Source organism: Caulobacter sp. Root487D2Y, assembly GCF_001427165.1.
Classification (GTDB): Bacteria; Pseudomonadota; Alphaproteobacteria; order Caulobacterales; family Caulobacteraceae; genus Caulobacter.
Map to the genome: position 1 here is coordinate 66,604 of NZ_LMFD01000016.1, position 17,956 is coordinate 84,559.

The 17,956-nt window shown below is 67.6% G+C and carries 14 protein-coding genes; 6 read left to right on the top strand and 8 right to left on the bottom strand.

Annotated elements, in window-relative coordinates; all coding sequences use genetic code 11:
* Nucleotides 1–35 precede the first annotated feature (35 nt).
* Nucleotides 36–740: a sigma-70 family RNA polymerase sigma factor gene (locus ASD38_RS22800; RefSeq protein WP_056463760.1), complete on the top strand. Its 705-nt coding sequence runs from the start codon at nt 36–38 to the stop codon at nt 738–740.
* Here ASD38_RS22800 and ASD38_RS22805 read toward each other — a convergent pair.
* Nucleotides 725–2,089, bottom strand: coding sequence for an alginate export family protein (locus ASD38_RS22805; protein ID WP_056463763.1), 1,365 nt, complete (start codon nt 2,087–2,089; stop codon nt 725–727). The genes ASD38_RS22800 and ASD38_RS22805 overlap by 16 nt on opposite strands.
* 130 nt (nt 2,090–2,219) lie before the next feature.
* Between ASD38_RS22805 and ASD38_RS22810 the strand changes: the two genes are divergently transcribed.
* The gene (locus ASD38_RS22810) at nt 2,220–2,837 is read left to right on the top strand and encodes a flavin reductase family protein (protein WP_056463766.1); all 618 of its coding nucleotides are present in this window, start codon (nt 2,220–2,222) and stop codon (nt 2,835–2,837) included.
* Nucleotides 2,838–2,943: 106 nt separating this feature from the next.
* Here ASD38_RS22810 and ASD38_RS22815 read toward each other — a convergent pair whose 3' ends face one another.
* The 7 genes from ASD38_RS22815 to ASD38_RS22845 all read right to left on the bottom strand — a co-directional run bounded on the left by ASD38_RS22815 (nt 2,944) and on the right by ASD38_RS22845 (nt 11,253).
* Nucleotides 2,944–3,606, bottom strand: coding sequence for a hypothetical protein (locus tag ASD38_RS22815; RefSeq protein ID WP_056463769.1), 663 nt, complete (start codon nt 3,604–3,606; stop codon nt 2,944–2,946).
* Between the two features lie 8 nt (nt 3,607–3,614).
* Nucleotides 3,615–4,388, bottom strand: a complete 774-nt coding sequence (locus ASD38_RS22820) for a DUF2092 domain-containing protein (protein ID WP_056463770.1) — start codon at nt 4,386–4,388, stop codon at nt 3,615–3,617.
* 127 nt (nt 4,389–4,515) lie between these two features.
* Nucleotides 4,516–5,667 (bottom strand): DSD1 family PLP-dependent enzyme, encoded by a 1,152-nt coding sequence (locus tag ASD38_RS22825; protein ID WP_056463771.1) that lies wholly within the window; start codon nt 5,665–5,667, stop codon nt 4,516–4,518.
* Between the two features lie 11 nt (nt 5,668–5,678).
* Nucleotides 5,679–6,953, bottom strand: a complete 1,275-nt coding sequence (locus ASD38_RS22830) for a D-arabinono-1,4-lactone oxidase (protein ID WP_056463776.1) — start codon at nt 6,951–6,953, stop codon at nt 5,679–5,681.
* A 40-nt stretch (nt 6,954–6,993) separates the two neighbouring features.
* Entirely contained in the window at nt 6,994–7,695 is a 702-nt protein-coding gene (locus ASD38_RS22835; RefSeq protein WP_056463777.1) for a TetR/AcrR family transcriptional regulator, read from the bottom strand.
* Between the two features lie 94 nt (nt 7,696–7,789).
* On the bottom strand, nt 7,790–8,977 hold the full coding sequence (locus tag ASD38_RS22840) for an MFS transporter (protein ID WP_056463785.1): 1,188 nt from the start codon (nt 8,975–8,977) through the stop codon (nt 7,790–7,792).
* On the bottom strand, nt 8,974–11,253 hold the full coding sequence (locus ASD38_RS22845) for a TonB-dependent receptor (protein ID WP_056437542.1): 2,280 nt from the start codon (nt 11,251–11,253) through the stop codon (nt 8,974–8,976). The genes ASD38_RS22840 and ASD38_RS22845 overlap by 4 nt, the downstream gene beginning before the upstream one ends.
* 216 nt (nt 11,254–11,469) lie before the next feature.
* Between ASD38_RS22845 and ASD38_RS24130 the strand changes: the two genes are divergently transcribed.
* The 4 genes from ASD38_RS24130 (at nt 11,470) to ASD38_RS22865 (ending at nt 17,949) form a co-directional block, all read left to right on the top strand.
* Nucleotides 11,470–11,613 carry a hypothetical protein gene (locus ASD38_RS24130; RefSeq protein WP_156390843.1) on the top strand — a complete coding sequence of 48 codons (144 nt, stop codon included), beginning with the start codon at nt 11,470–11,472 and terminating at the stop codon, nt 11,611–11,613.
* Nucleotides 11,614–11,999: 386 nt separating this feature from the next.
* A complete protein-coding gene (locus ASD38_RS22850) occupies nt 12,000–12,350 on the top strand; it encodes a hypothetical protein (protein ID WP_056437546.1) in 351 nt (116 codons plus the stop codon).
* Between the two features lie 758 nt (nt 12,351–13,108).
* Nucleotides 13,109–16,660, top strand: coding sequence for a hypothetical protein (locus ASD38_RS22860; RefSeq protein ID WP_156390844.1), 3,552 nt, complete (start codon nt 13,109–13,111; stop codon nt 16,658–16,660).
* On the top strand, nt 16,657–17,949 hold the full coding sequence (locus ASD38_RS22865; RefSeq protein ID WP_056437553.1) for a hypothetical protein: 1,293 nt from the start codon (nt 16,657–16,659) through the stop codon (nt 17,947–17,949). The genes ASD38_RS22860 and ASD38_RS22865 overlap by 4 nt, the downstream gene beginning before the upstream one ends.
* Nucleotides 17,950–17,956: the final 7 nt, after the last annotated feature.

Consider the following 17,956-nt stretch of genomic DNA (forward strand, 5'->3'; position numbering starts at 1 on the left):
GCACCCCAACTGACGCCTGACTATCGGAGTTCCTGATGATGGACCGCAGCCCGACCGAGAAACTTCGCGAGACTTCCGCCCGCTGGAGCGGCTCGAAGGCCGAGGTCGCGCCGGAGCCGCGCAGCTTCGCGCGCCCCGCCGAGCGGCCCGCGGCCCTCGACGAGGACGATTTCAGGCGGCTGGTCGTGTCCAGCATTCCCGTTCTTCGCTCGTTCGCCCGCGGCCTGTGCGGCGACATGGCCAGAGGCGACGACCTGGCCCAGGACGCGCTGCTGAAAGCCTGGCAGCACCGGGCTCAGTTCACCCCCGGCACGAACTTCAAGGGCTGGATCCTGAAGATCGCGCGCAACCACTTCTACTCCCAGCGCCGTCGCGTCTGGCGGGAGACGCCCCTGGACGCGGCCATGAGCGCCCAGATCCCGGCCGTCGGCACCGACCAGGTGCAGTCCCTGATGCTCAACGACCTGCGCAACGCCCTCAACGCCTTGAGCGACGAACAGCGCGAGGCGACGATCCTGGTGGGGGCGGGCGGCTTCTCGCATCGGCAGGCGGCCGAGATGTGCGACGTGCCCGAAGGCACCATGAAGAGCCGCGTCTGCCGGGCGAGAGCCAAGCTGGCGTCGTTGCTGGAGAGCGGGGAGGTGACCCACGACGCCGAGCCCGCCTGGTTGGCGGCTCAGCTGATCATGGCCGAGCTGTCGAACCTGTCCGCCACGCGGGCCGATCAGAATCGGGCCTGAACGATCAGCATCGCGAAGTCGACGGAGCGGCCGCCCAGGGCCCTGACGGCGTCGTCGGCCGATTGATGCACCAGTTGTCCCTGGAGCTTTAGATTACGGCTGGCCAGCCAGGTCGCGTCCAGCTGAAGCGCGTCGCCCACGGCCTTCGATCGATTGTGGCCCACGGGCGCCAGAGGGGTCGAGGGCTGCAGGTAGATGGCGTCCGCGCCCGTCTGCCGCCAGCGCATCAGGTAGCTCAGCTCGAGACTGACGTCGCGGCTGGGCGCAAGGCCGAGGCTGGGACGGACAGCGACCAGGTTGCTCCAGCTGGTCAGGCTCGTTTCGTTGAAATAGCTGCCCTTCGGAAACAACGGGTTGAAGGTCCCCAGCTCGCCGTCGTCGGGATCCTTGTCGCCCGAACCAGCGTCGAACCGCAGACCCAATCTTGGCGACCAGGGCCGGACCAGGGTGTAGCCGCCGCCGACGCTGCCGGCCCAGGCCTGGATGTCGCGGCCGGCGAACCGGCCGCCCTGGATCACGCCCTCGACCTCGTAGTCGATCGCGCCGCGCTTGCCGGCCAGCCGCGCGCCGTAGCTGGCCCGCCGCTCGTCGCCGCGCACCGCGCCGAACCGGACCCCGTCGCGATCCAGTTCGAGCGCGTAGAGGTCCAGCGAGACGGCCTTGCTCAGCGTCTTCGAAACATAGACGCCGTAGAACTGTTGCTGGCGGTTGCTGCTGTCGTCGAAGGCGCCGGTCTGGATCGTCACCGGGCGGACATAGAAGGCGTCGAACCGCAGATCAGCGGCCTGGCGGGTCGCCCGCGCGCCATCGAAGCTCTGGCGGATGTTGGGGCTCTCGCGCACCGAGACGAAGCGCTGGGTCGCGTTGAAGGCGATCTCCTGGCGGCCCAGGCGCAGCCGCCAGCGGCGGTCGGCGTCGGGCGTCACGTCGACGAAGGCCACCTGGGCGTCCACGTCGCTTCGATCGCTGACGGCCGGCGGGTCCTTCTTGTCGAAGTCACGATGCAGGCCCAGCTGGCCATAGACCCGCACCCGCGAGCCCAGGTGCAGGTCGGCGCTGAACAGGGCCCGGCCCAGGCCATAGAGATCGGCCCGCGCGCCGGCGACGCCGAAGCGCGGGGCGTCGAACGAGTCCACCCGCAGCCGGGCCTCGCCGCCCAGCGACAGATAGGCGTCCGGTCCCAGCGGGATGTAACGCAGGTCGTCCAGGCCCGCGCTCGGCTTGTCCGCCAGATAGGCGTAGCTCTCGTCCGACCGGATCAGCTTGAAGGGCGGCGCGTCGGCGGCATGGGCGACGTCGCCGATGACGAACACGGCGGCCAGGGCGAGGGCGACGGTCCTAGGCTTCACGCGACAACTCCGACGGCAATGCCGATCAGGATGCACCAGAAGCCCGGGACGGCGAAACCCGAAGCCGAGGCGACGACTGGCGGGCCCCGGCGCCGCCGCTTAAGACAGACCTCGGCAAGACGAGGCGCCCATGACCGCGATCCACTCCTACGACCCCAAGACCGGCCATGGTCTGAAGCACGACCCGTTGAACGCCATCATCGCGCCGCGGCCGATCGGCTGGATCTCGACGGTCAGCGCCGTGGGCGTCCGCAACCTCGCGCCGTACAGCTTCTTCAACGCCTTCAACTACCGCCCGCCGATCATCGGGTTTTCGAGCACGGGCTGGAAGGACTCGGTGCGCAACATCGAGGAGACCGGGCAGTTCGTCTGGAACCTGGCGACGCGGCCGTTGGCCCAGGCGGTCAACGCCACCTCGGCGACGGTTCCCGACCATGTCGACGAGTTCGCCCTGGCCGGCCTGACGGCGGCGCCGTCGGAGCGGGTGATCGCCCCGCGCGTCGCCGAAAGCCCCGTGGCGTTCGAATGCCGCCTGACCCAGCTGATCCGGCTGACCGACGCCGACGGCGCGCCGGTCGACGCCTGGTTGACCCTGGGCGAGGTGGTGAGGGTCCATATCGACAAGGCGCTGCTGATCGACGGCGTCTATGACACCGCGGCGGCCGAGCCGATCCTGCGGGCCGGCGGCCCTGCCGACTATTTCGGGATCAGCGAGGCTCACAAATTCCAGATGCGCCGGCCGGTCTAGAGCTCCGATCTGACTGCATCACATCGAAGCTCTAGATTCTTGTTTCAACGCATTTTCTTCACGCGAACCGGAATCCACTTCGCTCGAAAATGCTTCAGGGCGGCGCTCAGTACGGCGAGTCGACCACGACGTACTGGACGTTCGTCCCGGAATACTGCGGCGCGTACCAGGTGCTGCCGCACTGCGAATAACTGACCCCGTTGGCCACCACGGTCGTGCAACTGGGCGGCACGGTGTTGACGATCGAACCCACGATGGCCGCGCCGGCGCCGATGGCCATGCCGGCCGCGATCGGGTGGTGGTCCCAGCCGTCGTTATAGCCGTAGCCGCCGCCGTAGTGGCCGTTGGTGTTGACGTTGACGTTGGTGTTGCGGTTGACGTTGGTGTTGCGGTTGACGTTCCGGTTCGAGTTGACGTTCGAGCCGCGGTTGACGTTCTGACTGGCGTTGCTGCGCACGTTGCGGCTGTTGGCGCCGCCGCCGGCCTGCGCCCTCTGGGCCGATGCGCCCGCGCCTGACCGGGAGGCCCCGCCCGAGGACCGTGAAGCGCCTCCGGAAGGTCGGGAAGCGCCGCCGCCCGAGGGCCGGGCTCCGCTTCCGCCGCCCCCGCCGCCTCCGCGCCCCCCCCGCTGGCACTCGGCGGTCGAAGCCGATTTGGGCAATAGGCTTTGGCCGGCGAAGACATCGGCCGCGAGGGTGGTGGCCGGAACCGCCAGTCCTTGCACGGCGATCGCCGCGGTCATGACCAGGGCCTTCTGGAGCTTGTTCATGGGCGGCCTCATTTCGCGCTCCCCGTCTTTGCGTCGGCGAGGGTGATGCGGTGTGCGTTGGCGGGCGGGTTGAAGGTGTAGGCCGCCTGGGGCGGAGCGCTGGACTCCCACTTCATGACGGCCGTGTATTGCGGCTGGGCCGGATCCTGGGTCGTGGTGACCACCATCTTGCAGGGCAGGGCGGGGCCGTCCGAGCTGATCCAGACCTGCCAGTCGGCTTCCTTCTGGCGGAAGGCGTAGTGCTCGCACTTCTTTCCATCGACCGTCGCCGGGCCGACGTCGAAGCCCGACTGGATCTTGGCGGTCAGGGCCGGATCCACGCCCAGGGAGAACAGGTCGGCCAGCGGGACCTCGACGCCGTACTTGTCGCTGACGTAGTCGAGGGTCGCGCCGATGGTCGAGGGCGCGGGAACCGAGGCGTAGTAGCCGATCGTCGGCGCGAACACCGTCAGCGACTTGCCGTCGTAATAGATCTCCCGTTCCTGACGCTCGGACTTCGTGGAGATCTTGAAAGCGCCGGGCCGCTGGGCCTCGATCCTCACATCGCCCCCGTATTGCAGCTTCTGGCCGTTCTCGAGGACCTGTTCGGTCGTGACGTCGGCGGTGATCGTGAACGCCGTCAGGGCCCGCAACGCCGCGCCCATCTTGTTGAGCGCCGCCAGGGCGTCGGCGTCTGGCTTTGTCGCGGGCGCGGCCTTTGCCTGGGCATGGGCCGTCGCGCCGAGCCCGATCGCGAGCGGCAGCGCGATGGAGCCGGCCAGAATCTTTCGAAGCACGCTCATGGGTCTGGCCTCCGGCCTTGTCCTTGAAGGCCGGCAGGATGGGCTTGGAGGGCGTGCGGTGGGTATAGAGCGTTTGCCCTAGCTGGGGGCGTCCAGAATCCTCATGTCCGGAACCCCTCCGGAAGCCCTACCGCGAACGTCCCCGCGCCGAGACCGGCCACAGCGCCACCAGGGTGTCGCCGTCGACCACATGGTAGGTGTCGTAGAGATTCACGGTCGGATCGCAGTGCGGCGCGCCCAGGATCACGCGATCGTCCAAGCCGGGCGGCGTCGTTCCGGGCGGCGGCAGGATCGCGCCGTGCTCGTCGCCCATGAAGAAATAGCGCGACCCGGCCGGCGCCCCGCCCACTACCGAGGGCGGTTCGGCGTCGGTCGACAGCGCCTTGAAGCCGGCGTCGACCGTGACCATGCCCGGGGTGTTGGCGCTGACCACCCGCGCGTCGATCAGCAACGAGGCCTCGTACGGGCTCTCGTCCGCCCCGTCCCCGGCGATGTCGCAGACCAGGTACTGGCCGTCCATGAACACGTACGAGCCGACCTGGAACTCGGTGAAGATGTTCAGCTCCGCGTCGATCCGATGCGATCCGGTGCCCGAACCCGAGACGATCGGCGGCGGACCGCCGGCGGCGGTCAGGGCCTCGATCACCGAACGGATATAGGCTCCGCGATCCTCGAGATTGGCCTTGCGGTCGGCGAAGCTCTCGATGTGCTGCTGCATGCCGCAATAGCACTGCAGGCCGGCATAGATCAGGCCGGGCTGGGCCTGGATCGCCTGCAGCAAGGCGACCGCCGCCTCGGGCGAGGCCACGCCGGTGCGGTGGATGCCCGGATCCAGGTCGATGACCACCTTCAGCAGCTTGCCGGCGGTCGCGGCGGCCTGGCCCAGGGCGGCGACGTTGACCGGGTTGTCGGCCACCACCATCAGGTCGGTGGTCACGGCGTTCAGCGCGATCAGCCGGGCGACGGCCGAGGCCGAGACCACCGGCGAGGTGATCAGCAGACCGGTCGACACCCCGCCCTCGGCCAGGGCCTCGGCCTCGCCGATCTTGGCGCAGCACAGGCCCACGGCCCCGGCCGCGATCTGCAGCCTGGCGATGTCGACGCTCTTGTGGGTCTTGGCGTGGGGCCGCAGCTTGACGCCCTTGCTCGCCGCGAACTCCGCCATCCGGACGATGTTGCGCTCCAGGGCCGGGCGGTCGATCACCAGCACCGGAGTGTTGAGCTCGCGGCGCGAGCCGGGGGCGCCGATCAGGCCGGCGTGCAGGTCTTGGTCGGTCATGGCGTTTCCCGTCAAAGGCCGAAGAGTTGCGTCAGGTGAGTATTGGCGAACTTGCCGGTCGGATCCCAGGCCTGGCGCGCCTTGAGGAAGTCGCCGGCGCGCGGATAGAGCCGGTGCACGTCGGCGGTCGTCAAAGTGTGGCGCTTGGCCCAGTGCGGGCGGCCCGCGCCGTCGCGCAGCACGGTCTCCATCTCGGCGAAGACCAGCCGCCAGGGCATCTTGGCGTACTGGTGGAACGAGATCGAGGCGCCGGGACCGGCGTTGAATGGGCTCATCCAGATGTCGTCGCCGGCCGCCAGGCGGAACTCGAACGGGAAGGTGATCGGCAGGCGGCGCTTGCGGATGTGGGCGATGGCCGCCCGCAAGGTCGGCAGGCCGGCGGCGCGCGGCAGCTCGTACTCCATTTCCTCGAAGCGGATGTTCCGCTCGGAGGGAAAGATCTCATGGGCCGGGCCGGCGCGGCGGCTGGACTTGCCCATCATGCGCATCATCAGACGCTGCAGCGGCGGGGTGAGGATCGGCACGGCGGCGCAGATGTCGCAGATCGTCTTGAAGGTGGCTTCGCTGTCCTCGCCGATCTCCCTGGCCGGTTGGCCGGGCTCCTCGATCTCGACGGGGTGCAGGGTCTTGAAGATCACATCGTCCGAATAGGGAAAGACGAAGAACTCCATGTGGCGCGTGGCGGCGGCCAGCTCGTCCAGGCGCTCGGCGACCTCGGCCAGCGGCCGGCGCTCGACCCGTTCCTCCAGGTGGTAGGCGGGAACGACCTGGATCCTGATTTCGACGGCGACGCCCAGCAGGCCGAGCGACAGGCGTTGGGCCTCGTAGAGTTCAGGATGCTGGTCTGGCCCGCACTCGACGATCGCGCCGTCGGCGGTCATCAGCCGGAAGCCGCAGGCCTGGGTCGACAGGCTGCCCAGCTCCGCGCCGGTGCCGTGGGTTCCGGTCGAGATGGCGCCGGCCAGGGACTGTGGATTGATGTCGCCCTGATTGATCAGCGACAGGCCCTGCGCCCACAGGGCCGCCGTCAGCCTCTTCAGGCTCCAGCCGGCCGGGGCCCAGACCGTCTTGCGATCCGGCGCGATCTCGACCGCGCCTTCGTAGTCGGTCAGGTTCAGCAACAGGTCGCTGGTCTCGCACAGCGGCATGAACGAGTGGCCCGCGCCGACCACGCGGACCTTGCTGGCCTGTGCGACCAGCGAGGCCAGTTCACCGGCGTTGCGCGGCCTGGCGATCAGGCGAGGGGAGGCCGCGACGCTGCCCGACCAATTGCTCCACCCCGTCATCCGCATCTCCCCGTTCGCGATCCAGGGATGATAGTAAAAACTACTGTTCTTGCAACACGTCGTTCCAGGGAACCAGCGACGGATCGCCGAAGGTGTCGAAATAGCGCTCGAACAGCAGGCAGACCTCGCGGCTGAGGGCCAGGGCGTCCTGGTTGGGATCCTCGACGGCCATCTCGGTGGCCGAATAGGTCAGTTCGACCATCATCCGCATGGCCAGCCGCACCCGCGCTTCGGACGCGCCCGGGTATCGCGCCTTGAGAATCTCGCCGAACTGCTCGGCGACCATGTCGCGCGAGGCGAAGCGCAGCTGCTGCAGCATGGGCACGGCGCGCAGCGCTCGGCCGATCGCCGCGCCGCCCGGGAACCGGCGCGTCAGCTCGATCATCTCGGTCATCATGACCGCGTTCTTCTCGACGCGCTCGGCGGCGGTGTCGGCGTCCAGTCCGCCGGCCTCGATCCAGGCGAAGACCCGTTCGTCCTGGGCCTTCATCAGCCGGTCGCCCAGCTCCTTGAGGATCGCGTACTTGTTGGGGAAGTAGCGGTAGAGGGCCGGCGGGGTCAGGCCCGCGCGCTTGCAGATGGCGTTGGTGGTCAGCTGTTCGAAGCCGGTCTCGCGCAACATCTCGCCGGCCGTGGCCAGAACGATCTCGTAGGTGTCCTGCCCGCGGGCCTGGGTCGGCTGAAGCTTGGCGTCCAGCGCGATGTCGGGGCTGGCGATCTTCTGGGCCGTCGCCTTCGGCATGGTGCTTCTCCTTCAAGCCGGTCTGGCGAGCCAGTCCGGCAAGTCTCTCCTGAACTAGAGCGCTTCGCCGGAAAAAGCCAATCGGCCCGAACCCTTAGCGCGGCCTCGTCACGTGCAGGAAGGCGACGATCACCAGGGTGACCAGCGCCAGGCCCGCGCCCAGCCAGCCGGCCGGCCGCACGTCGGCGCCGCTGACCACGAACGAGGCCAGCAAGGGCCCGGCGCCGCAGCCCAGCAGACTCGCGCCAGGGCCCAGCAAGGCGGCGCGCCGGCTCGGATCGGCCTCGATCGCCAGCGGCGTCAGATAGGGCGAGGCGAACAGCCAGACGAAGCCGAACACCGCCGAAGCCGCCAGGAACATCGCCGCCGACGGCAGGCTGGCCATCACCAGCAGGGCGACGGCGGCCAGGATCACGGCGACCGTCAGCGACCAGAACCAGGACAGTCGCCCGGCCAGGGCCGTGGCCGCCGCGCCGCCCGCGACCTGGGCGGCCAGCGACAGCGCGAAGGCCGTGCTGGCGACGCTGGTCGGATGTCCGGCTTGGCGCGACAGGGGTTCGGCATAGATCCAGACCGCCAGGATGAAGGCCTGGAAGCAGAAGACGGCGGCCAGGGCGATCCAGCCGCGCGAGCTGGGCAGACCCTTGGGGTTCTCCGCGGTCTCGACCAGGGGCGCGTAGGCGCCTGGGATCGCCAGACCGGCGAGAACCGCGGACACGGTGAGGGCGGCCAGCAGCATGAAGCCGCCGTCCGGACCGAACGGCTCGATGACGAAGGCGCCGATCGCGGTCACCACGCCCAGCTGCAGCAGGGTCTGGATCGTCAGGTAGAGGCCCGCCCAGCGTTCCGGGCGCGGCGAGCGGACGATCATGCCGGTGATCAGCCAGATCATCACGCCGGCCGGAAGACCCGCGACCGCGCGGACCAGGATCAGCAGGTCGCCCGAGGCGCGGGTCGTGGCCAGATCCAGCGCCGCCAGCAACAGGCCGCAGGTCACCGCCGCCAGCCGCAGCCGCCGCTCGCCGAACAGCGGCCCGACCACCGCCGCGCCGATCCCCATCGCCACCAGCTCGGCCATGCCGGCCAGGCCCAGCTGGTTGGCGCTCAGCCGACCGGCCGCCTCCATGCCCCCCAGCAACAAGGGTCCGACGCCGGGAAACAGCACCCCGACCAGCCCGATCCAGAACACCGTCAGGCGCTGGACCAGGCTGGGCGGCGCGCCGATCCAGACGCCCGCGAAGGCCGGCGGCGCGCCGTCCGCCGGGAGGTCTATCGCGCTCAATACTTGGCCCGGAAATAGACGCCGTAGGTGCGCGGCGGGCCCATGCTGAACACGTCGAAGCCGAAGGCGGCGATCGGCGTGATGTCGGAGATGTTGGTGGTGTCGGCCAGGTTCTTGCCCCACACGCCCAGTTCGTAGCGGCCGTCGGCGAAGGCCCAGCCGACCTGGCCGTTGACATAGGCACGTGCCTTGTCGCTGAGCCGTTCGGTGTTGGCCGTGTCGTAATAGACCTTGCCGCGATAGGTGAAGTCCAGCTGGGTGATCAGGTCGCCGCCGCCCAGCGGATGCTCGTAGCGCGCCGCGCCGTTCAGGCTTGCCTTGGGCGCGGAGGGCAGGGTGTTGCCCGAATAGTCGAGCGGCGGCATGGACGGATCCGCATACGAGATGAAGTCCTTGTATTCGGCGCTCAGCAGGGACGCGCCCAAGGTCAGGCTCAGCCCGGTGACGGGCCGGGCCTCGATCTCGGCCTCGCCGCCATAGACCCGCGCCGCGGAGGCGTTGGTGAACAGCTGGACGGGCAGGCCGTCGCGCTGGACCTGGGTGTAGACCTGCAGGTCCTTGTAATCATAGTAGAAGGCCGAGACGTTGACCCGCAGGCGACGGCCGAGGAACTCGCTCTTGGCCCCGACCTCGTAGGCGTTGACCGTCTCGTCCTTGTAGGGGCCCAGATCGCGGGGATCGGTCGTCTGGCCGCTGAAGAACCCGCCGCTCTTGGTGCCGCGATTGTAGGTCGCATAGACGTTGGCGTCGTCGCTCAGGGCGTAGCGCAGGCCCAGGCGGCCCGAGATCGAGCTGAAGGTCTTGGCGTTGTCGTACTCGAACAGGGTCAGCAGGCCGTAGTCGACGTCGCTGACATAGTGGAAGGTCTTCTTGTCCTGCGACCACCGCAGCCCGCCCGTCAGGGTCAGCTTCGCGGTCAGGTCATAGTCGACCTGGCCGAAGGCGGCGTAACTGGTGGTCTTCTGGTGCAGGGGCCAGCCGAACACGCCCACGCCGTTGGCCGGATCCATGCCGGTCGGGTTGTTGACCGGATCGGGGACGCGCAGCACCTCCAGGACATTGTAGTGGCTGTTGTTGTCCAGGTTGTCGCGGGCGGCGTAGAGGCCGGCGACCCAGCGCAGCGCGGTCGCGCCGTTCGACTGCAGGCGGAATTCCTGGCTGGCGGTGTCCTGCTCGGCGATATAGCGGGCGTCGAAGATCGAGATCGGGTTGGCGTCCGTCTCCTCCCAGTCGTCACGTTCGGCCTTCTGATAGCCGGTGACCGAATAGAGCGTCACGCCGCCGAAATCGTAGCTGATCGCGGACGTCGCCCCGAACAGCTTGACGATGTCCTTGCCCTCGAAGCGGTAGTCGCCCTCGTACTTGTTGGTGCTGGTGTTGGCGTAGCCGGCGACGTTCGTGCACTGGCCCGACGTGTAGTGGGTCGGCTTGCAGAAGATGTAGCCGTAGGTCGGATCGGGATCGGTCGTGCTGGCCGCCTCGGCCGTCTGGGCGACCAGCGAGCGGTTGTAGGTCAGGATCGAGCCGCCCGTGGACTTGCTGTAGCTCGCCGACAGATCGACCGTCAGCTTGTCGTCGGGGGTGTAGCGCAGGGCGAAACGCGCGGCCTTGCGCTCGGCGTCGTTGCCCTTGTGGCCGGTCAGGCGATTGAGCGTATAGCCGTCGCTCTTGTCGTAGAGGCCGGCGATCCGGAAGGCCAGGGTGTCGCCGACGACCGGGCCGCCGAAGCCGGCCTGGACATTGAGCGTGCTGAACCGGCCGTAGTCGACGGCCAGGTCGCCCTGCGGCGTGCTGGTCGGCTTCTTGGTGGTGACATTGATCGCGCCGCCGGTGGTGTTGCGGCCGTAGAGCGTGCCTTGCGGCCCGCGCAGCACCTCGACCTGCTGCAGGTCGTAGAAGCCGGCCATCTGGGCGAGCGGGGAGGCGACATAGACGCCGTCGACATAGACGCCCACGGCGCTGGCGGTGGCGGGGTTGAAGTCGTTGACCCCGATGCCGCGGATGAAGATCCGGGGATTGGCGGCGTTATCGTCGGTCTTGATCTGCAAGCCCGGGGACAGGCCCGACAGCGCCAGCACGTCGCCCACGCGCTGGTCCTTGAGCTGGTCGGCGGTCAGGGCGGTCACCGACACCGGCACGTCCTGGAGGTTTTCCGATCGTTTCTGGGCGGTGACGACGATCTCGTCGAGCGCCGTCGCTTCCTGCGCCGACGCCTGTCCCGCCGCCGCCAACATCGCCGCCCCGGCGACGCCCGCGAACACCTGAACCTTCCGCATGCCTTACCCCCGCTACTGTGTCTATGGGGATATAGTAGTTGCAGCTATCGTTATGGCAAGCAACGTTCGTTGAGCGATGTTTGGCCGCCAAGACCGTCGCCAACCGAGGCGTTCTTCATCCAACTCCGCTCGAATTCCGAGCGCGCCGCATCAGGGATCGCCCCGATTGGCCTGCGGTGTGGAGGGCGTAAACTGTGCAGGCTGAGGGAGCACGCCATGCACACATCACATTTCTGGCAAAGCGCCGGGCTGATCGCCATTATCTTCGGAGCGGCGATCCTGTCGGCCATGATCGGGTCACGCGCCCATGCGGCGACCACGCCGGTCGCACCGGCCTTGGGCGCGGCGCAGACGTTCTGATCTCGGGCGTCCCGTCTCTTCCTGAGAGCACGACGCCAACCCACGCGCGGGGCTCCACGACCGCTTTGAGGGCGTTCCGAAGCGAGGTCCCGAATCTCGGCGACGCCTGCTTGGGATCACGACGGTCCATCCGCGCCCAGCGTGCGCGAAGATCGCGACGACGCGGGACATCGCGGCCAAAGCCGACGCCGCCCGGAGGGCGATGGGGCGGCAACGGCCCCTGTTGTGAAGCCGATACTTAGAGCATTGAATTTAATGCTCTTTTTTCAACAAAGATTCCTGATGGTTGTGACGGTTTTGCATTAATCGAATAAGTAGCGCTTGTCCATTGACTCGACAATTAAGCCGAGATTTAGTGCGCCCACCCAACCAGAAGGTGTGAACCAATGCCGACGTATAACTGGAACCTAAACGCCAACGTCAATATCCAAACCGTGGTGTCCTCCCAGGGCGGATCGACCAACAACGTCGCCACCGTCAACATCATTTCCGCCGGCCAGACGCTCTGGAGCACGACCCTGATCCAGACGTCCAACGTCGGCGTCGTCTCGGGAGACCTGGTCATCGGCACCGGCGCTTCCGCCACGACGATCTTCGCCGGCACGAACTTCACGCTGACCGTGCCGACGTCGCTTCTGAACGGCAACATGGCCGCCAACATCACCTATTCCGCGCCGAACGAGCCGAAACACAACTACAGCGGCTTGATCGCCACCTGGACGCTTACCTCGGCCTGATGGCTTGATGCTCCGCTTCAGCGTTCTGGCGCTGGTCTTTGTGTTATTTTCGGGGGCGCTGGCGCGGGCTCAAGATTGGTCCGGCCAGCGCGATATCTCCGGATTGACCATCGACTACGCCGTCAGCGGCGCTGTCGCGCAGGTCGGCGTCAAACTGACCCTGAACGGTCAGTTCGTCGATGACGCCGTCCTCACCTACGCCGCCCCGACGCACAACTTCTCGGTGGCGGCCAATGGGATGAGCGCAAGCGGAGCCATAAGTCTGGCGGTCGTTCAGGAGCCCAGTCCGTCGAGCTTGGTCGGAGACTTCGCCGTCCTCGACGCCACCGGTAAAAGTGTTCCGTTCAAGGGCGACATCACAACCTGGATTTCGCCGGACAATTTGGAGTTATTTCGCGTCAATTACAATCTCACGGGAAACCTCAGCGCGAGAACAATAGTCCTCAACGGCGCGCGCTACGGGGCCCAAGTCGATTACCTGACGGGCACGACGCTTCTTTACAGCAGTCTTCTGCTGCCATCGGCATCCATGTCCGTGACGCCATTTGACCTGGTTATCGGCGATCTGAAGTTGAACAAGGGCGCGCAGCTGACGCTGACGCCACCCTCCGCCTTGTCGAACGGCATGGTCGTTTTGGACTGCACTTTCTCGTCCGAGATGATCCCGCCGACACGATTTACCGGTGCGATCGCCTCCTGGCCGCTTCAGGGGGTGCTCCCGATGCAGCAGGACGGCGCCATCGTCGGAGATTCCAAAGATGTCGGTACAATTCGAGCAAGTCTCCGAGTCCGACCTCTATCAAGTCGCAGGTGGCGGCTCGACCGCATGGTGCGGCTACATGTTCCCGCCCGGCGGCGGCAATCCCAACAAGCCGATCTCGCTGGATGACGCGCTGAACACCTACGGCGGGTCGTTCCTGTTCGCCCCGCTGGCGCCGAATTTCACCGACACCGCGACCGCCAACACCTTCGCCTGGGCGGTGCAGGCGTGGCTCGCCGACGGCGGCACGTTCTTCGGGCGATACTTCGTCTGGCTGCCGCGCGCGGCGAATCCGCCGGTGTTCGGATCGCCCACCTACGCGCCGAACGCCTCCAACGGCTTCGCCTTCTCGTTCTCCCAGCAGTCGGCCGGATGGACGCTGCAGAGCAGCTTCAATTCCCTGGTCGGCCTCAACATGTGGCTGTCGATCGCGGCGGGCGTCTATATCAGCGTGCAGAACGACACCCTGCAGTTCTACGGCCCGCAGGCGCCGGGCATAGGCTACAATTCGCCTCAGGCGCTGCAGCTGACCGTTCCGTCCAACCTCGCCGTCATCCCGTTGGCCGGGCCGTCGGCCGGCTGCGTGGTCCTGGGCGGCGGCCTGACCGTGGCCAGCCAGCTTGGCGGCTTCCTGATCGGGATGCAGTACGCCTTCGGCCAGGCGTCGTCCGCGAGCGACGTGGTGCAGCAATTCCAGGTTCTGGACGTGACGAACACGCCCAGTCTCGACTACGTGGCGGCCTTCGATCCGATCGACCCCTTGTGCACCGGCCCGGCCTCGAACCCCGCGGCGGGGATCTATCGCACGATCATCGCCGCAGCGCCGGGAACCGCCGCGCTGGCGAGCCTGTTCCGAACGGTCAACAACGACCCGGTGGCCCTGACCCCGCGCAGCACCGCGAGCCTCGCGACCGGACCGTCGCCCCAGGACGGCGGCTTCATCTTCCAGCCCGTCGGCCCGCTGCAGATCGGGGCCAACCTCCTGCCGGTCCAGGCGAACGTCTACATGACCCCGGCGGGGGACTACCTGACCGGCGCGGCGGGAACGAACGGGACCGTGGTCCTGATCCCGGGCCTGGCCGGCACCGAGAACTTCGCTCTGGATCCGGTCGGCGCCGCGTCTGCGGACGCGCTGCGGTTCGTCGGCGTCAGTCCCGCCTATACGCCGCAGTTTCCCCTGCCGCCGTCCGACATCGCCAACCCCACGACCGGCAAGGCCCAGCCCACGCTGCCGGTCACCAATCCCCCGACCTACATCACCAGTTGGGCGCAGGTGGTTCCAGGCCAGGGCTCCACGCCGACCTACAGCGCCCAGCCGCAAGGCAACGCGCTCTACGGCCCCGGCGGCGCGTTCAGCGGGAACAGCAAGACCGTGGCCGGCGCCTTGCGGCCGACCACCTCCATCGGCGCCGTCGATTTCCCGATCGTCGCCTGGGCCGGCGCCTCGGGCGCCATCCCCGTCGCCGGCTGGGGGGAGTACGAAAGCAAGGTTCTCAGCGCCACCCGCCGCAACGCCTTGCAGAGCCTGGCGCGCGCCCAGGCCAAGGCCGCCAAGACGCTTCGCGCCGCGAGCCTGGCCGCGCTCAACGCGACCGCCGACGCGACCGTCGGCGCGACGATCACGCCGAACGGCACGACCCCGCAGGGGCTGCTGGCCCAACTCGACCAGAGCAGCGGCCATTCGAACTACGAAGCGGTCATCCTGGCCCAGTCCGACGACCTGGGCACGCCCACCTCGCAGATGTCGTTCCAGAACGTCGATGCGGTGTTGCAGGGCCTGTTCCAGACCAACCAGCTGTTCGCGGTCATCACTAACCCCGCCCACCTTGGCCAGTTCGCCAATGTCGTCGACATCGCGGGCTGGAAGATGGAGGCGAACGTCGGCGCCAAGTCCGCCTCGTCCAACGTCAGCAACGTCATGATCATGAAGTTCTGCGAGGGGACGCTGAGCGACCTGGTCGACAAGCCCAGCGCCTGGACGGATCCGGACGACTTCTCCAACCCCGACCCGAGCATCGGCGTGGCCGTGCTGTCCCAGGCGCTCAGGCAATATATCGACATCGCGATGAAGGCCGCCCAGGGCGGCAACACCCTCTACAGCAACTTCGCGGACATCGTCACCAACCCCGAATGGCGGGGAATCCTGGTGCTGGGCGCCGACATCTCGCCGACCGACCTGCCGCCCCAGTTGGCGGGCCTGGCCGCCGGGATCAATTTCACCAACTTCCGCGCCCACCATTTCGGCGTCTCGGTCAGCCCGGTCAGCTATGACGGACAGACCCTGAAGATCCCCGGCTCCAGCAGCCTGTTCGGCCTGGTGGACTACCAGCTGCCCGCCTTCGCGCAGAGCGTGGCCGGGGGCGCGCCGCCCTCGCTGCCCCTGGCCCTGCCGTCGAGCGGCGCCTACGACTTCACCGTCCTGCAGCTCCAGAGCCTGTTCGAGAACAGCGCCCTGGTCGATTTCCGCAGTCACGTGCAGGTCACGACCAACGTGCTGTTCGGCTCGAAGGTCACCGCGTCCTTCTTCAACGCCACCCGCCAGGCGGCCAACAGCGTGGTGCTGACGGGCTACTACCAAAGCGAGGGCGGGCAGGGCACCTATCTGTTCGAGAGCGACGTGCCCACCGTGATGGTGACCGACAGCAACGTGCTGCGATCGGTGCTGGTCTCGAAGGTCGTCTTCAACACCCTGACCAACAACGACAAGGGCACGCCGCCCAGCATCCTGAGCCGGATTCTGATCACGGGCAGCTTCAACTTCGCCGTCCTGATGAGCCAGGCCGACACGGCGTTCGACCTGATGTCCTACGGCATGGCGGCCGACACCCCTCCCGCTACGGCCAGCGGGGGCCTGGCGTTCTCGAACCTGCACATAGACATGTCCTCGCCGGTGGCGAGCCCCAACGTCACCACCTACACGATCGTCGAGGACAATCTGGCGTTCGACCTGGCCAACAGCCTGCTGCGCGAGGGCAGCGTGGTGTCGGGCCTGACGTTGCAGCCGCAGGCCTTCCTCGTCTCGGCGGCCGGCACGACGCCCGCCGCGCGGGGCTATCTGCCCGTGGTGCTGGACGAGGGCGCGCCGCCGCAGACGGCGGTGACCCAGGTCTGGTACGGCGTGTCCTGCCTGATCAACATGGGCGGCCCGGGCGCGCTGGCCTCGGCGGCGGGCTTCAATTCGACCCTGCTGATGGCGTGGAGTCCCCAGACCCTTCAAAGCGCGACCAGCTATGCGGCGTTCGCCGGCCTGCAGCTGCCCGGGGCCTCGCCCGGCGCCAGCGCCTTCAGCCTGCAGGGCGTCGTCAACCTGAAGGTCGACACCATTTCGCTGTCGCTGGGTCCGGTGGCGGGCGGCGGACCCGACGCCTTCACCCTTCGGCTCAGCGACATCTCGCTCAGCTTCCTGGGCATAGCCAAGCTGCCGTCCGGATCGAGCATCGACCTGTTCGTGTTCGGCTCGCCGGACGGGAAGGGGGCCCTGGGCTGGTACGGCGCCCTGGTTCAGGACCAGGGCCAGTCCGCGGCGCTTTCCGGGGGAGCTTCGATATGACCCGGGTTCTTTACTGGAACATCGAAAACTTCGCGATCAACAAGATCCAGAACCCGCAGGCGAAGCGGAAGAGGGGATCCTCCGGGACGGAGCAGGCCGCCTCGGCGGACCGGCTGACCTACATCTCCAGGCATGTCACCGAGACCGATCCCGACATCTTCATCGTCGTCGAGGTCGAGACTCCCTACAACAACAACCGCGGCGTTCTGTGCGGCGGGGGCGGCGAGACAGGGATGCTGGCCCTGCTGGGTCATCTGCAGGGATTGGACCCGAACTGGTGTCTGGTGCCGCCGCTGATCGCCGGAAACAAGGAAGCCGTCGGCGTCTTCTTCCGCGCCGACCGCGTCACCTTCACAGGTCCGGACCAGTGGAACGGCGGGGTCGGTCCGACCGTGCCGGGCCTAGGCGTGCCGATGGCCCAGGCCTATCCCGCGCCCTGGAACAATTGCCTGCCTGTCGGGAACTACTCCGCCGCCCGGGTCCAGTTCCCCGGCACGGTCGGCATGCCGCCGCCCAACGTCAATTTCGGGCTCGATGTGCGTCACCCCTACCAGACGACGTTCCTCGACGCCGGTGGGCGGACCATCAACATCTTCACGGTGCACTCGCCGGCCAACTTCGTGGGGGCGACGGCCTTCCTGCAGAACATGACGACCATGGCCGCGATCGCGGCCCCCGGGGCGATGAACGAGCTGCGGCTGGTGCTGGGCGATTTCAATCTCACGCTGCTGCGGGTGGCCGACAGCACCTACACCGACTGCTACGCCCCGCTCACGGCCCTGGGCTACAACGTGGCGTTGGAGCCCGCCTTCGGGCCGATGCCCAACCCTCTGCTCGGCTACGCCGGCTATTTCGCCACGCACATGCGTCCGACGGACAGCGCGCGTTGCTGGAGCGAGAACCAGTCGCCCGCCTACTATCCCGCCTACTTCTACTCAGGCGACAGCAACGGCGCGGCCAACGCCTCCATCGACAACGTCCTGTACCTGGCCGGCGCGGGCGGCCTGCCGGCCGCGGCGGAGTTGACGGTGATCAACGGCGTTGTCGGCTCCCCCTACGCCAATGCGGGCGCCAACCCAGGCGGCTGTCCGCAGGGAACCCAGGCCTTCAACGTGGAGCTGAACTGGGACTGGGCCGGCCTGAACGCCCAGTGGGTGAACGGCGAAGCCCCCGATATCGCGCCTCAATTCGCCCAGCAGCAGGGTGTCCGGGCGTGGTTCCACGGCTGGGGCGTCTACGGAAAGATCCGCAGCACCAGCGACCATCTTCCTTTGTTCTTCAACGGATAGGGGGCGG